Here is a 14904-nt window from a genome sequence, read left to right on the forward strand (position 1 = left end):
GCAGCTCGGCGGAGAATAGGTAAAAGCCGGGCGGTATAACGGCAGCGGGCTTTTTTCCAGCGGGCGTTTTGCGATAAACGAGCGACGATTGAACCGAGCGTGGACGGCAGTAAAATTCATCACGAAACAAACGGCACGATAAAATACCGATTGCGGACGGAAGTGAAATTTTACCCCAAAGGACGCGGTAGCTGAAGTCGGTACCATGCTAAGGAAAACCGAGATTAGGTAAAATTTCGCCAAAGGGCATGGTGGCGGTAAAATTTCACGCTAAAAGGCGCGGCTGCGATAAAATGTCATCATAAGAGGCACGGTGCAGGTAGAGAGCTCGGCGATCATAGGTCGCCAGGTGTCAAAACTTGCTTTCGTTTGCGTTTTGAAGCAAATTTATCACGGGGTGCTCGCGGACCGCGTCATGTAAAAATCGCGCCGTTCGTGCGGGCACGCAAAATTCGAGCGGCGACTTGCAGGGCACCCCGGCGTGATAGGGCTTGGTTTCGCGCGCTTGCGGTAAGTTGCGTCGAATTTATGCGAGGTTTGGGCGAAATTGTTCGATGCGCGTTGCTAAATTTAAAGCGCGCGGCGGTTGTAAAACCGAGATGCCGCGGCGGTCACAAAACTAAGACGCCGTAGCAGCCGCAAAACCACGATGTCTCGGCGGCTACAGAAGCAAGGCGTCGCGACAAAGCGCCGCGTTTAGGCATGTGTAGGTCTCGTTCGTCGCGCCAAGCGACGGGGCGAGTAAATAAAATTTGGAGCTAAGCTTGGATCTACTAAATATCGTAAATTTAAAGAAATTTTACCTGCGAGAGGATCGCAGCAAAAACGTCGTTTTTGAAAATTTTGATCTGCGAATTGGCGATGCACCGCGGCTCATCAGCCTCACGGGCCCCGACGGCGCGGGCAAATCCACGCTTTTAAAGCTCATCTGTGGCATCATCGCGCCCGATTGCGGCGAGATAAAATTCGCAGGTTTCACCCCTAGCGGCGAAAATAAAGAATTCGTCCGCGCAAACGGCTATATGTCGCAGAGCTTGGGGCTTTACGAGGAGCTTAGCGTCTGGCAAAATTTAAACATCTTCGCAGGCCTAAAAGGGCTAGATCTAAAAGACGGCGAGGAGTATCTGCGCGGGCTTTTGCGCCGCGTGGGGCTTTTAAAATTTAAAGATTACGCCGTGGATTCGCTCTCCGGCGGGATGAAACAAAAGCTAGGCGTCGCCTGCGCTATTGCGGCTCGTCCGCGGCTTTTGGTGCTAGATGAGCCCACCGTCGGCGTCGATCCGCTCTCGCGCAGCGAGCTGTGGGCGATCGTGCGCGAGTATCTGGATCAAAGCGGCGCGAAATGCATATTTTCGACGGCGTATTTCGACGAGGCGGCGGATGCCGATCTGACGCTGATTTTGCTCGGCGGCAAGATCATAGCGCAGGAGCGCGCCGCAAAGATCACCGCGGCGCTGCGGGACCGCACCTTTCGCATATGCAGCGAGGATTATCAGAGCCTGGCGCGCCGCTTGATGTTTAAGACGCAAAGATTTTTAAAAAACTCCCCGCTCATCGACATTTGCCCCAGAGACGGCAGCGTCGATCTGCTAAGTGAGGAGCCGATAAGCCTGCGCGATCTGCAGGAGTTTTTAAACGCAAGCCTAGAGGGTGATGGCGAAAATACAGAGCGCGAAAACGGGTGCGACAAAGACATGGATCCCGAAAACGGGCGCGGCGAAAATTTTAAAATTTCAAACGAAAACGAGGGCGTTAAATTTAGCGAAAACGAAAGCGCGAAATTTAAACTCAGTCCGCGCGAGGCGAGCCTAGAGGATGCGTATATTTTTCTAAACAAAGCGGAGATCGGCGCGGCGAACTTCGGCTGCGAAAAAAGGAGCTTCGATGCGGCTCAAACCGTCATCAAAGTGCGCGACGTGAGTAAAAAATTCGGCTCATTCACCGCCGTGGAAAATACGAGTTTCGAGGTCAAAAAGGGCGAGATTTTCGGCCTTCTGGGCCCAAACGGCGCGGGTAAGACGACGACCTTTCGTATGATCTGCGCGCTTTTGGGGATGAGCGGGGGCGAGATCTCGGTCATGGGCGAGGATCTGCGCTACGCCAAATCATCGATCAGATCGCGCATCGGCTATGTCTCGCAGAAATTTTCGCTTTACAAAAAGCTAAGCTGCTATCAAAATTTAGAGTATTTCGGCCGCAGCTACGGCATCGGCGGCATGGCGCTGAAACGGCGCATAGAAGAGCTTTTGAGCGAGTTTGGCTTGCAGCGGCTGCGAAACGAGACGTGGCAAAACCTGCCGTTCGGCGCGGGGCGCAACCTCAGCATGGCGTGCGCGCTCATCCACCGCCCCGAGATTTTATTTCTCGACGAGGCCACCAGCGGCGCCGATCCGCTCTCGCGCAGGCTCTTTTGGAACCGCATAAACGCGCTGGCGCGCACCGGCGTGAGCGTGGTCGTGACGACGCATTTTATGGAGGAGGCGGAGTATTGCGATCGGTTTTTGATCCAAGATCGCGGCAAAATCCTGGCGCTAGGTAGCCCCGACGAGGTCTGTGTGCAGCGCGGGCGGCGGCTTAGCGTGCAGCAGGCCTTCATAAACGAGGTGCAAAAATTTAGAAGCGAGGCGGGCGATGAAGGCTTTTGATCTGAATTTTGCGCGAGCTGCGAGGATTTTTGATCTGAATTTTATTCGGACTTGGCGAAAACCAGCGCGCCCGCGCGATAAAATTTTAAGCGGCGAAAAGCTCTTGCGGGGCGATGAAATTTTAAACGGCGGCGAAATTTGGAGCGATAGTAAAATTTTAAATGGCAGTGAAATTTTAAGAGATTGCGAAATTTCAAGCGGCAGCGGAATTTTAAATGAAATATCGCGCGGCGGGATACGGCGCGGATTTTGTAGATGGATATTGCGCGAGCTCCGCGGTGAAGCGAGCTCGCCTCGTCTGCGCCGTAAATTTCAAAGTGCGAGCGGCTCGCAAACGGATTATAAATTTAAAAATGCTACCACTCTGCAAACAGATCGCAAATTTAAAATGGCGGTCAGTCTGCGAGTAGCTTGTAAATTTAAAACCACGATGCAAGAATTTCATCGCGGATCTTCCGCCGTCGCGGGGCTTTTGCGCCAAAAATCTAGCAGCGAGGCCGTGCTGCGCAACTGTTTAAAATTTCAAAGTTCGCCGTATGTGCTCGCGCGTTTAAAATTTCAGAGCGCGATGAGCAAAATGGGCGCGGGCAGTCCGTCTGTGCCGTTAAAATTTCAAATCTCGGTTGCCGCACTTGCGCGATTGAAATTCGGGGGCTCGCCGCGAGCGGCGGAGCACTGCAAAATCCGAGCACGGGGGCAGGGCGGATGAATTTTACCTTTTTAAAAATCCTCATAAAAAAGGAGTTTGCGCAGATCGCAAAGGACCGATCGGCGCTCGTGATCGCGTTTTTGATGCCGCTAATTTTGGTCGTGATCTACGGATACGCGATGCGAATGGATATAAAGCCCGTCAAGGTGGGCTTCGTAAGCGATCTGGGCTCCAAAATTGAGCGTGATCTGCTCGGCGGATTTTTGGGCTCAAAATACCTGCAAACCCGCGTTTACACGGACTTAGAGAGCGCGAGGAGGGATTTTAGGGCGCACGAGATCGAGAGCATTTTATATTTTGATCCGCGCTTTGCGGCTAAATTTCAAAACACCTTGAGTGGGCTCGGCGGCACGGGCGGCGGCATAAATTTAAACCTATCTATCGACGAAAGCTCCTTCGCGGGCGGCGCAAGCGATATTCAAAGTACGGGCGGCGGCGAAAATGTCCGTCCGCTTGAGGACAGAGGCGCAGACGCCGGCACGGAAAGCGGCATAAACGCCTCCGTGGGCGGCGCAAGCGGCGATAGTTCGTACGGCAACGGCGCGAAAACGGGTGGCAGTGCAAATTCTTTTGGCGGCGGCAGTGGAGTAGATTCCGGCGGTAGCGCAGGCAACGTGAGCGCAAATCAAGACAGCGTAAATTTAATCGGCGGCGTGGGCGATACGAATGCTGGTTTTATCGGCGAAGCGGACTATCTTCAAAATACGAGCGGCGGCGTCAATGCGAGCCCCTCCGCTAACGGCGCGGGTGGTGTAAGCAGCGCTGCAAATAACGGCGGCGGCTCAAGTAGTGCAGGCGGTGCGAGCAACTCAGATAAAGACGGCGCCGAAATTTTTCTTATTCAAAACGCCACGCAGTCGCAGCTCGCGCTTCTTAGCTACGTTTACGTTGCAGGCGTAATCGAGCAGGTTTTGGCGCAAGATTACGGCTTTTTAAACGCAAATTTAAACACCGCGGCAAGGCCCGTCAGCGTGAATTATCGCAGCTGGTTCAACGAAGCCAACGAATCGACGTGGTATCTCGTATCCGCCGAGTACGTGGGGATTTTGGGGCTCATTTGCCTATTTATGGTCGCGGTCGTGATCTCGCGCGAATGGGACCGCGGCACGATCGCCTCGCTTTACAACTCCAACGCAAGCGCGCTTGAGATCGTCACTGCCAAGGTCGGCGCGTATTATTTCCTAGCGCTTTTGGGCAGCGCGATGACGCTCGTTTACGGGCAGGCGCTTTTGGGCATCCCGATCCGCGGCAGCGTAGCGATGCTACTGGCGACGCTTTGCGTCTTCGTGCTGGAAATGACCTGCCTAGGCATGCTGATCTCGGCGATCTGCAAAAATCAATTCCTAGCGCAGGAATACGCCATCGTCATCGGCTACCTGCCCGTGACGCTGCTTAGCGGCATGATATTTGATCTACGCGGACTGCCCGCGGCAATCAATTTCATCGGGCACCTACTGCCGCCCACATACGCGGTCGAATCCTTTCGCATCTGCTTTCTATCGGGCGGACAGAGCGCGACGCTGTGGGCGAACCTCGCCATTCAGGCGCTCGGAGCGGTTTTATTTTTCGGCTTGTGCGTGCTTAGCGTAAAAAGGGGCGCACGATGAAAATTTTATTTTTGCTCTGCGCTTGCGCGGAGAAATTTCGCGCCGCAAAAATCGGCGCAATTAATGTTCCGCTTTCGCCCGAGGCATCGATGGCGGAATTTCACGCCGCCAAAAGAGAGGACGCGATGAAAATTTTAGAATTTTTTTGCAAGCGAGCGGAGCGCGGGCTTGAAATTTTAAAATTTATCGGCGCTAGGCGCTTCGGTTTGCAAGCGGCGTCGGAGCGTGAATCTGAAATTTTAAAATTTAACGCCGCAGAGCACTTAAAAAGCCGCTTCGAACCGCAAAAGCAAGCGGCGGAATTTTTAAAATTTGCGCCTATGCCGTGCAATCGGTTTGGAATTTTAATGAAACAAGCTTCGGCGGCGCGATCTTACGACGTAGCCACGAGAGGGGGCACACGGATGGGATTTTTAAAGTTCATGCGTGCTATAACACGCCCCGCGAACGCCGTGCAAAATTTCATATCGCAGCACAGATTTGGAATTTTAAAATTTACGCGCACTTCAGCGCGTCTTGCGGACACAGCGCAAAATTTTATATCGCAGCGTGGATTTAAAATTTTAAAGCTTATTTGCGAGCCGCCGCGCACTCCGAGTCGTGTTTTGCCGAGCGCAGATAAAGCCGAAGTAGGGCGCGCGGAAAATTTTAGCAAATTTGACCTCACGGGCGCGCTTTTAAATTTTAAATCGTGTTTTGTGATGCAGCTTTGCAGCGCGGTTACACGGCGTAACTACGAAGCGTGGCGTAGCGAAATTTACGCCGTTTGCTTGCATAAGTACCCCGCTTTGATTCGAGCCGCAAGCGGTAAAATTTCGCGCTGTGAAGTAGAGCGAGCGACGAATGCTTTGCTTTCACAGGGAGTGAAAAAAATGAAATTTTGCGCCCCAAAGAGGCATACGATGAAATTTTTAAAATTTCTAGGCGCGAGACGCTTGGGCTTGCAAGCGGCGGTTGGGCGCGGGTTTAAAATTTTAAAATTTAGCGCCGCAGAGCGCTTAAAACGCCGCTTCGAGCCGCAAAAGCAAGCGGCAAAGCCTTTAAATTCTAGCTCCTTGTCGCCGTGCAGGTTTAAACTTGCGCTTTTAAAATTTACGCCTGAGGTGCCGCGCAATAGATCTGAAATTTTAAAATTTACGCTCGCACGGCGCAAATTCAAACTCGTGCCGTGCAAATCTAAATCCGAGCCGCGCAAATTTAAACCTATGCCTGCGATACGTTTAAATTTCACTTTAAATTCTGCGCCGCAAGCTCGCGCAGCTAAATTTGAAAATGGCGTTAAATTTAAAGATGCCGCTAAATTTAAAAGGGGCGTGCGATGAACGCTCTGCGAAAATCCCTGCTTCGAATTCGCGCGCTTATTAAGAAGGAATTTTTGGCGATGTTTCGCGACAAGGGCACGCGCATGGTGCTGATCGTGCCGGTGTTGGTGCAGGCGATCTTATTCGGCTACGGCGCGAATTTCACGCCCAAGCAGGTGCACTACGCGATTTTGGATGACGCACGCGATGCGACATCCACCGCGCTGGTGCAGCAAATCGCCGCTACGCCAATGTTTAAAACAGGTCTTGGCTGCAAAGACCTAGAGTGCCTGCGCCGCGCGGTGGGCGAGGGCGAGGCGCTGATCGGGATCTATTTCGGTAGCGATTTTAAGGACACGCACGAGATTTTAATCATCGCCGATTCGCGCAATACGACCTTGGCAAACACCGTCATCGGCTTCGTGCAAGCCATAGCTGGGGAATACAACGCACAGCATTTCGTCAATTTAATCAGCATAAATCCGCGCTATGTTTTTAACGAAAACACGATCACGCGCTACACGATCATGACGGGGATGATTTTGGGGCTTTCGATGATTCAGGTGCTGATGCTATCGGCGTTTAGCGTCTCTCGCGAGCGCGAGGAGGGCAGCTTTGATATGATGCTGATGACGCCTGCAAACCCGCTTGAGATGCTAATCGGCAAAGCAGTGCCGCCCGTGCTGATCGCGATCGCGCAGGGGCTTGCGCTGTTTTTGATCTGCGTATTTTACTTCGAAATTCCGTTTCGAGGGCGCTTTGCGGATCTTTTTGCGATCATCGCGATCTTTAGCGCCTGCAACGTAGGCATCGGTCTCGTGATCTCGACCGTTTGCAAAACCTCGCTACAATCGGTCGTGAGCTCATTTTTGTTCCTGCTGCCGTGCATTATGATAAGCGGGCTGATAACACCTGCGGACGCGATGCCGCGGTGGTTTTACTACATCGCGCACCTCGATCCGATGTATTATGCCAACAACTGCATGTGGCGGATCTATCTGGAGGGCGCGGGCCTAGGCGAGCTGTGGCATCTCATCGTGCCGCTGCTGCTGATCGGCGTAGGCACGTTGAGCTTTGCGGCGTCGCTTTTTAGAAATAAGCTGGATTAGGGATCTAGATCGGAATTTTAGTTAGAATTTCAGCTGGAATTTTGGCTTGGATTTTGCTTCGTCGTGAACTTCTGCTCAAAATTTTAAATTGATCGCGGAATTTCGGCTTGGAATTTTGCCCTAAATTTTGCGCGTTCGTAGCGGATAAAATTAAATCAAAATCCCGTGTTTTCGCCAGATACGCCGCTCGTCGCGATAAAATTTCGCGCCTTAAATTTTAAAAATTTTGCGAAATTCCGTTTTGCGAGTAGAGTTAGAATTTAAATCCGGGGTTGCCCGGGCGTCTTGCGGCGGTCGTATCATCTGTGCTCACTGCTGAAGCAGGCATATTTGCGGTATCTGCGCTCGCCTTGGAAGCGGGCTTTTTCGCATCGTCCGCATCCGATTTCTTAAAAGCAGCGAGTTTGCTGTAAATGCTCAGTTTTTCGCCGTCCGCACCTAGCTTGGCGCCGTCAAGCTCGCTAGAATTTTCCGCGCCGCATAACCTTGTGGGGTTGAATTTTATCCATGCTATGATTAGAAAAATCCCCGAAAACGCCGTTACTAGCGACGCTGCGATTAGATACGGCAGCGCGAGGATTACGCCTATTTTAGCTAGCGCGCCCAATACCGCTTCGCAGAGCCACGCCATGGACACTGCTATGCCGTAGATTTTAAATAAATCTACGCCGCTAAGTGTGGCTAGGCGGCAGTTTAATACGCCCCAGATTATCACCGCCGCGCACGTCGAAAGGACGTAGAGCAGGGTGTAGAGCAGATCGAGCATCGCGCCCTCTTTTAGCGCTACTATCATGGCGCAGTAGCACAAAATCGCGACGATCGGGATACTTTCTATCAGCCTATAGGTATTAACGAAGCGCACGCCTAGCGCCTTTTCTAGGCAAACGAAGCAGTCGTAAAATATCGCTAGCGTTGCTAGTAGCGCTAAAACTCTAAAAATCGCGACCCCGTCCTCGTCTATGCTGTTTACGCCCACCGTGCCGCTTACGCCGATGCCTAGCAGAATCACGGCGCCTAAAACTCCGCGGAATTTCGCCTTGCGAAGCAGATCTTGCTTTGAAATTTCTTTCATTTTTATCCTTTGAATTTTCTAAATTTACGCGCTATCTTGTGGCTTTGCTGCGTGCGGCGACGCTGTGCCGGATGGCGCGGCTTGGATGTTGCGGTTTAGACTTGCAAAAGCGGGCGGTCGCTGCAAAACGAAAGCGCTTCGGCTTAGGCGAGCTTTTCTATCTTGCTCCAGGCTAGTAGATGCACGATGCTAGTTATTATCAAGGCAGCAAACGGCAGAAATTCCTTAAATGATGTGGCGACTAAAACCGCAACAGAATCGTCAATTTGCGGCTTGGAGGTAGCCAAACCGAATGGTCCTGCGCCACATAGCCAATTTAGCGCAAAAAAGAAGGCGCAGAGCCACACATAAGCCCGAAAGATGTTCACGCCGCTTACGCGCGCAAGCGAAAAATTTATGCGAAGCCATGCGACGACCACGTAGATTGCGGCTGCGGGCACCGCTAAATTCGATATCGTCTCTCCTATTGTCTCTCTAATCATCTCTTCTCTACAAGAACTTATCGGATGAAATAATGAAAACACCGCGAGGCAGATGAAAACAATTACGCAGTTGCGGTAAAGTGCCGCCGCTTTTATGCCGCTAAGCGCAGAGATTTTACAGAGCGCTCTTAGCCTATAAATCACCGAGAAACAGATAAGAGCGATAAAAATTCCGCTTACGATCACAAACATTCCGCCGGAAGCAAGACCTATAGCCTTAAAAACCGCGAGCACCGCCGCTAAAAATAGATCGATGCCAGTGCTGATTATCCCCTCTTTTCTTGCCTGAGATACGAGATCTTGCACGTCGTATAACTCCTTTTAAAATTTATTTCAATATGCAAAAAGCAGATGTAAAACGCTAATCAAACCGAAAAGAGCGAAATTTTATCGTGACAAGAGGTTTATAAAATTTAAAATTTAAACCCCCGCGCTTATCCTTTCCATCTTGCTCCAGGCTAGTAGGTGCACGATGCCGGTTATTATGAGAGCGGCAAACGGCAGGAGCAGTTTAAGCATTACGACAGCAATAGCTAAAGCCGAGACCTGCTCGGTCCGCGGCTCAGAAATAGCTATAGCAATAATCGCTGCGTTGCATAGTATATTTAGCACAAAAAGTCCCACGCAGAGCCACACATAAGTCCGAAAGGTACTCACGCCGCTTACGCGCGCCAAAGAGAAATTTATGCGAAACCATGCGACGATTATGTAAATAACGCCTACGAAAAGTGCTAGTCCAAATATCGCCGCAAATGGATTATCGCTCTGCCCGCCGTCTGCGTCAGGCTCTCTCGGATAAAGGTAATTGAGCACAAGTGCTAGCGCAAAAAAGCAGACGCAGATTATTATGCAGTTGCGATAAAGCGTCGCCGCTTTTATGCCGCTAAGCGCTGAAATTTTTCGGAGTGCCTGCAATCTTAAAAATGCCGAAACACAAATAAAAGCGATCAAAATTCCGCTAGCGATATAATTTATTTCGTCACCCACAAACTTGGGCTCATTGTAAGAGATATATCCTACCACGATAAAAACCGCGGGTAACGCCGCCAAAAATAGATCAATGCCGGTGCTGATCATCCCCTCTTTTCTTGCCTGAGATACAATGAATTGCATATATAAACCCTTTTTAAAAATTTGACCCGAAGTATATATAAACAAACATAAAACACGGATTAAATCGCAAAAATCGGAATTCTATCGCGACAAGATATTTGCGAAATTTTAAACTTTTACGCTTATCTTTTCTATCTTGCTCCAGGCTAGCAGATGTACGATGCTAGTTATTGTGAGGGTTATGGGGAATATCAAATGGTATAGTGCATTTAACGGAAAAAGGATGACGCAGAGCCACACATACGTCTCAAAGATCCCCACGCCGCTTACGCGCGCTAGAGCAAAATTTATGCAAAACCACGCTACGATCATGTAGATTGCGCCTGCAAACGCTATCAAAATGCACAATATCATTGCTAAATGCTTGTGTGAGATCGATAAAGGAATCGATAAAAAGATGCTTGTTATGGCAATGACACAGATGCAGACAATTACGCAGTTGCGGTAAAGCGCCGCCGCTTTTATGCCACTAAGCTTTGAAATTTTGCGGAGCGCTCTTAATCTAAAAAATACCGAAATACACAAAAGAGCAAAAATAATTCCGCCAGTGATACATGTAGCCGCCTTGTTGCCGCTAAGCCCTAGCATATCGCCCGTAGCAATATCTAGCGCAACTAAAGTCGCAGGCACCGCCGCTAAAAGTAGATCAATGCCGGTGCTGATCATTCCTTCTTTTCTTGCCTGAGATACGAGATCTTGCATAATAAGCCTTTTTGAAATTTATCTCGAAGTATACATAAATCGATGTAAAGCAGGAATTAAATAGCTAAATTTAAAATTTCAAAATTTTGTCGCGGCAAGTTTGCAGACTGCGGAATTCCAGGAATCCTACCAGAGCGAGAATAAAATTCCGCCGCGGGATTTTAAAATGGAATTCCATCTATGGATTTACGAGGTAGAATTTCGCGGTGGAATTTCAGATCTCAAGCGAAACATACTTTCATCGTACGCTTTGAAAGTCAGCAAGCTGCAGAAAATTCTGCTATGAGATTTCTGATCGGAATCCCCCGTGGTAAAAATTTTGCTATGGAATTTAGGCTGGAATTCTAAGGCAAAACCTCGATATAAAATTTTAATCAGAATTTCAAGACGGCATTTCAAGACAAAATTCTGCGATTTAAATTTCGCCCAAGATAAAATCCCACGATTTAAAATTTCGCGCCGATTGATACCGCCGCTCTGGCGCTACCTTACCTGCGCGCTGAAAATTTGCGTGATGCTGGGGATTTGCTCGCCCTCTACGTCAAATTCCGCCGTTTTCATCCGCACGCGGTAGAGCGCGTTTAAATTTTCCTCGTTTAAAACCTCGGCGCTGCTCCCGTAAACGTAGCTAAGATCGTCTTTTAAGATGAGCGTGCGGTCCGCCACCGCAAGGGCGTGGTTTGGCTGATGCGTGGTAAAAACGATGCCGGCACTACTTTTTTGCTTCAAATTTACGATTAGGCTTAGCACGCGGTCTTGGTTTTTAATATCAAGCGCGCTGGCGGGCTCATCTAAAAACAGAATTTCACTCTTGCTCGCGATCGCTCTGGCAAAGAGTACGAGCTGCTTTTGACCGCCTGAAAGCGAGTTGAAGCGCTTATTTTTTCAGGTGCGAAATTTCAAGGCTCTCAAGCGCGTCCAGGCAGATCTGCACGTCGCGTTTGCTAGGTTTTGAAAATAGCGAAATATCGCGCACGCGCCCCATCGCCACGATGTCTTGCACGCTGTAATCAAACGCCACGCTGAAGCTTTGCGGCAGGAAGCCAAATTTCGCCTGCGTAAAAAGCCGCCCCTCTTTGAGGCTCAAAATTCCCATCATGCACGACATCAGCGTGCTTTTGCCCTGACCGTTTAGCCCCAGGATCGCTAAAATTTGACCGCGCTCAATCTCAAAACTTAAATTTCTAAAAAGAAATTTTCCCTCTTCGTAGAAAAATCCCGCGTCCTTGATGGAGAGCAAACTACCTTCTGTTTGCATCGGCGCTCCTTTTTAAGAGGATGGCGAATATCGGGCTGCCGATGAGCGCGGAGATAATGCTAAGCGGCACTTCGCTAGAGCTGATCGAGCGCGATACGTCGTCGATAGCGAGCATAAAAACGGCTCCAGCTACGAAGCAAGCGGGCATCGATCGCAAGTGGTCGCTGCCAAATATCATCCTAGCGACGTGCGGCACTACAAGTCCGATCCAGCCGATGTTTCCGCTGACGCTGACCTGCGCGGCGACTAGCAGGGTGCAGACGACGAGGATGACCGAGCGCAGCCGCACGATGTTTACGCCGAGCACCTTTAGATCGCCGTCTTCGAGGCTGAGTAGGTTAAATCGCCATCGCATCGCGATGAGCGCCGCGACGCAGGGCGCCGAAACGGCGGCAAGCATGATGAGCTTGTCGTAGTCTGCACGCACGAAGCTGCCAAGCAGCCAGTAGATGATGTTTGGCAGCACGTCTTCGTTGTCGGCTAGATACTGCACGAGGCTCGTTAGCGCGGCAAATACGCCGTTTATGACGATGCCGGCTAGGATGAGCGAAAAGACGTCGCTGCGAGAAACGAATTTGGCGATAAAATAGAGCATAAAAAGCGCGGCGAGTCCGAAAAAGAAGGCAAAGCCCACGATAAAGTAGGAGCCAAAGCCGAGCATGATGCAAAGCGCGCCGCCGAATGCCGCTGCGGTGCTCACGCCCACGATGTGCGGGCCTACGAGCGGGTTTTTAAAAACCGCCTGAAGCGCAAGGCCGCTAAGCGCCAAGATCCCGCCGCAAAGGCTCGAAAGTAGGGCGCGCGGGATGCGGATATCAAGCACCACGCTCTTTGCCGTCTCGTCGTCGGCGGAGCCGAGTAAAATTTTACCCGTCTCCTCTAGGCTAACCGGATACTGCCCGATGCCCAGCGATACCGCAAATAGTAGGACCCAGAGCAGCAGCAGGGCGGAAAATTTCATTTATAGCTCGTGCGGTAGAATTTTTGATAAAATTCCTCCACTTTTTTGTCAAACTCCGCCTCGTCAAAGTGCTTCGGATAGAGCTTCATCGCTAGCCACCACTCGCCAAGCGCCATGGCTTCGGCCGTCGGATAGCCCCACGCTTTGGCGTATTCGGGCATCATGTAAATTTTATCCTCTTTAACCGCGCTTAAATTTGCAAGCTGCGGGTTGGATTTAAGCTCGGCGGGTACCTGCGGGTAGCGGTCTTGCACGAAGATCATCTGCGGCGCCCACGCTAAAATTTGCTCGGCAGAGACCTGCTTGTAGCCCTTGATACTATCCGCCGCGACGTTTTGCGCGCCTGCACGCATAAACATTATGCCCGTGTATTTGCCGCTGCCGTAGGTCGCAAGATCGGGATTTGCCATGTAAATTTTAGGTCTTTTATCTACGATGAAGTCGCTAAATTTAGCCTTTAGCTGTTCTTGCGAGGTTTTGACGAAGCTTATGAGCTCGGCGGCCTCTTTCTTGCGGTTTGCAACCTTGCCAAGAAGCTCGATCCCGTCGTAAAAGCCCTCGGTGTAGGCTGCCTCGTCGTCTTTGAAGGTCGGATTTAGCTTGCCTTTATCGGCGGCGTCGCTGCGCTGAAAGCTAACGGCGATCACGGGGATTTTGAGCTCGCTCATCTTGTCGATGTATTCTTTCGGGATGTAGTTCGTGACGATCACGACGTCGGGCTTTAGCTTGAGCACCGCTTCATAGTTGATGACCTTTAGATCGCCAGGTGTGGGCATGTCTTTTAGGCTCGGGGCTAGGCGGATATAGTTTTTGCCGAGCGACTTTTCCCACGACTCCTGCACGCCGACGACCTTATCCAGCGCGTTTAGCTCATTTAGCGCGTTTAGGCTTTGGTGCTGAAGCACGACTATGCGTTTAACCTCGTCAGGCAGCGTGACGTCGCGGCCTAGCTGATCGGTTACGATCCGATCGGCAAAAAGCGAACTAGCGCACAGCGCAAGGGCTAGCGCGAAAGAGTGAAATTTACTCATATTTTTTCCTTTAATTTAGATTATATACTTTTTAATACGCCCGATTGTGCGTGCTTCTTAGGCGGCTGCGTTTAGAAAATATACTTTGAAATATTATAGATTTTTAATGATAAATTTTAGGTAAAAGATGAAATTTTAAAGTAGGGCGAATTTGAAAATTTACATCGGCATATGAATTTTGCGATACGATATGGAATACGTAAGTAAATTTATGAAATTTTAAATGGTTTGCGCGCAATTATAGATTGGTTTTTTGATTTATTTTGTAGGCGTCGCCCATAAGTTTTTATTCCAAAGCTCTGCGCCCGAAATTCCTTTAATCCTAATCCAGGCGATAAGTTCTAAAATTTCAGATAAAAGGATTATTGCGAGTACAATGTGCGCTGCCGTTGCACTACTCATTTCCGGCAATTTAATAAACGAGTTGATGATTTCTACAAGCACTAAATATATAAAATATAACCACGCGTAAGCATAAAAAATTTTACTCTTAGCGGCTTCTCCTAAGTAGTAATATACTATTGCCGGTGCTATGGTGCCGATAATCTTAAACGCTGTAATCGTTACATACCAAATGGTAACAAATTGCGTCTCTTTAATCTCCATAGAGTGATTAAGTCCTATGGCCATAGCCGCTAAAATGCAATAGAGTGCCTCCACGAAAGAACCGCCTCGCTCGTGTAAGGTATAATCTAGAGTCTCCAAGCTCACAATATTATTATTCATAGAATGTGGTAAAAGCGAAATAAATACGATAGCCCAAAGCACTCGGGCGATAAAGTTAATCAAATATGCCCTAAAGACCTTGCTAGCGGAGATATCCGAGATCATTTTGGTTGCCGAAAGCTTAAAGCTCATCGAAGTAAAAATCACGGCGACGATTATGGTCGCAGCGGCGAAAAAACCGCTCATCG

Annotated in this window: 14 protein-coding genes; 5 read left to right on the top strand and 9 right to left on the bottom strand. The window is 49.8% G+C overall.

Annotation, left to right across the window (positions count from 1 at the left end):
• Positions 1 to 764 precede the first annotated feature (764 nt).
• Genes KH703_RS01400 through KH703_RS01420 form a run of 5 tightly spaced genes read left to right on the top strand, consistent with a single transcriptional unit; the run spans position 765 to position 7371 of the window.
• Entirely contained in the window at positions 765 to 2645 is a 1881-nt protein-coding gene (locus tag KH703_RS01400) for an ATP-binding cassette domain-containing protein (protein ID WP_304293483.1), read from the top strand.
• Complete coding sequence (locus tag KH703_RS01405; protein WP_304293485.1) at positions 2632 to 3354, top strand: hypothetical protein; 723 nt, start codon at positions 2632 to 2634, stop codon at positions 3352 to 3354. Before KH703_RS01400 ends, KH703_RS01405 begins: the two co-directional genes overlap by 14 nt.
• Positions 3351 to 4961: an ABC transporter permease gene (locus tag KH703_RS01410; RefSeq protein ID WP_304293487.1), complete on the top strand. Its 1611-nt coding sequence runs from the start codon at positions 3351 to 3353 to the stop codon at positions 4959 to 4961. The genes KH703_RS01405 and KH703_RS01410 overlap by 4 nt, the downstream gene beginning before the upstream one ends.
• On the top strand, positions 4958 to 6283 hold the full coding sequence (locus tag KH703_RS01415) for a hypothetical protein (protein ID WP_304293489.1): 1326 nt from the start codon (positions 4958 to 4960) through the stop codon (positions 6281 to 6283). Before KH703_RS01410 ends, KH703_RS01415 begins: the two co-directional genes overlap by 4 nt.
• A complete protein-coding gene (locus tag KH703_RS01420; protein ID WP_304293491.1) occupies positions 6280 to 7371 on the top strand; it encodes an ABC transporter permease in 1092 nt (363 codons plus the stop codon). Before KH703_RS01415 ends, KH703_RS01420 begins: the two co-directional genes overlap by 4 nt.
• 253 nt (positions 7372 to 7624) lie before the next feature.
• Here KH703_RS01420 and KH703_RS01425 read toward each other — a convergent pair whose 3' ends face one another.
• The 9 genes from KH703_RS01425 to KH703_RS01465 all read right to left on the bottom strand — a co-directional run bounded on the left by KH703_RS01425 (position 7625) and on the right by KH703_RS01465 (position 14902).
• The gene (locus tag KH703_RS01425) at positions 7625 to 8443 is read right to left on the bottom strand and encodes a hypothetical protein (RefSeq protein ID WP_304293493.1); all 819 of its coding nucleotides are present in this window, start codon (positions 8441 to 8443) and stop codon (positions 7625 to 7627) included.
• 143 nt (positions 8444 to 8586) lie between these two features.
• Entirely contained in the window at positions 8587 to 9231 is a 645-nt protein-coding gene (locus KH703_RS01430) for a hypothetical protein (protein ID WP_304293495.1), read from the bottom strand.
• Between the two features lie 114 nt (positions 9232 to 9345).
• Positions 9346 to 10038, bottom strand: a complete 693-nt coding sequence (locus tag KH703_RS01435) for a hypothetical protein (RefSeq protein WP_304293497.1) — start codon at positions 10036 to 10038, stop codon at positions 9346 to 9348.
• 108 nt (positions 10039 to 10146) lie between these two features.
• Positions 10147 to 10740, bottom strand: a complete 594-nt coding sequence (locus KH703_RS01440; protein ID WP_304293499.1) for a hypothetical protein — start codon at positions 10738 to 10740, stop codon at positions 10147 to 10149.
• A gap of 483 nt (positions 10741 to 11223) precedes the next feature.
• Complete coding sequence (locus tag KH703_RS01445; RefSeq protein WP_304293640.1) at positions 11224 to 11562, bottom strand: ABC transporter ATP-binding protein; 339 nt, start codon at positions 11560 to 11562, stop codon at positions 11224 to 11226.
• Positions 11563 to 11617: 55 nt separating this feature from the next.
• Positions 11618 to 11998, bottom strand: coding sequence for an ABC transporter ATP-binding protein (locus KH703_RS01450; RefSeq protein ID WP_304293501.1), 381 nt, complete (start codon positions 11996 to 11998; stop codon positions 11618 to 11620).
• On the bottom strand, positions 11982 to 12959 hold the full coding sequence (locus KH703_RS01455) for an iron ABC transporter permease (RefSeq protein ID WP_304293503.1): 978 nt from the start codon (positions 12957 to 12959) through the stop codon (positions 11982 to 11984). Before KH703_RS01455 ends, KH703_RS01450 begins: the two co-directional genes overlap by 17 nt.
• Positions 12956 to 13990: an ABC transporter substrate-binding protein gene (locus tag KH703_RS01460; protein ID WP_304293506.1), complete on the bottom strand. Its 1035-nt coding sequence runs from the start codon at positions 13988 to 13990 to the stop codon at positions 12956 to 12958. The genes KH703_RS01455 and KH703_RS01460 overlap by 4 nt, the downstream gene beginning before the upstream one ends.
• 258 nt (positions 13991 to 14248) lie before the next feature.
• A complete protein-coding gene (locus KH703_RS01465) occupies positions 14249 to 14902 on the bottom strand; it encodes a hypothetical protein (RefSeq protein WP_304293507.1) in 654 nt (217 codons plus the stop codon).
• Positions 14903 to 14904 lie beyond the last annotated feature (2 nt).

This window comes from Campylobacter gracilis (assembly GCF_018374135.1).
GTDB lineage: Bacteria > Campylobacterota > Campylobacteria > Campylobacterales > Campylobacteraceae > Campylobacter_B > Campylobacter_B gracilis_A.

Bases quoted from the DNA above. Each gene is read 5' to 3' on its own strand.
- KH703_RS01405 (WP_304293485.1), top strand. From the start codon at position 2,632: ATGAAGGCTTTTGATCTGAATTTTGCGCGAGCTGCGAGGATTTTTGAT.
- KH703_RS01410 (WP_304293487.1), top strand. From the start codon at position 3,351: ATGAATTTTACCTTTTTAAAAATCCTCATAAAAAAGGAGTTTGCGCAG.
- KH703_RS01415 (WP_304293489.1), top strand. From the start codon at position 4,958: ATGAAAATTTTATTTTTGCTCTGCGCTTGCGCGGAGAAATTTCGCGCC.
- KH703_RS01420 (WP_304293491.1), top strand. From the start codon at position 6,280: ATGAACGCTCTGCGAAAATCCCTGCTTCGAATTCGCGCGCTTATTAAG.
- KH703_RS01425 (WP_304293493.1), bottom strand. From the start codon at position 8,443: ATGAAAGAAATTTCAAAGCAAGATCTGCTTCGCAAGGCGAAATTCCGC.
- KH703_RS01435 (WP_304293497.1), bottom strand. From the start codon at position 10,038: ATGCAATTCATTGTATCTCAGGCAAGAAAAGAGGGGATGATCAGCACC.
- KH703_RS01440 (WP_304293499.1), bottom strand. From the start codon at position 10,740: ATGCAAGATCTCGTATCTCAGGCAAGAAAAGAAGGAATGATCAGCACC.
- KH703_RS01450 (WP_304293501.1), bottom strand. From the start codon at position 11,998: ATGCAAACAGAAGGTAGTTTGCTCTCCATCAAGGACGCGGGATTTTTC.
- KH703_RS01455 (WP_304293503.1), bottom strand. From the start codon at position 12,959: ATGAAATTTTCCGCCCTGCTGCTGCTCTGGGTCCTACTATTTGCGGTA.
- KH703_RS01460 (WP_304293506.1), bottom strand. From the start codon at position 13,990: ATGAGTAAATTTCACTCTTTCGCGCTAGCCCTTGCGCTGTGCGCTAGT.
- KH703_RS01465 (WP_304293507.1), bottom strand. From the start codon at position 14,902: ATGAGCGGTTTTTTCGCCGCTGCGACCATAATCGTCGCCGTGATTTTT.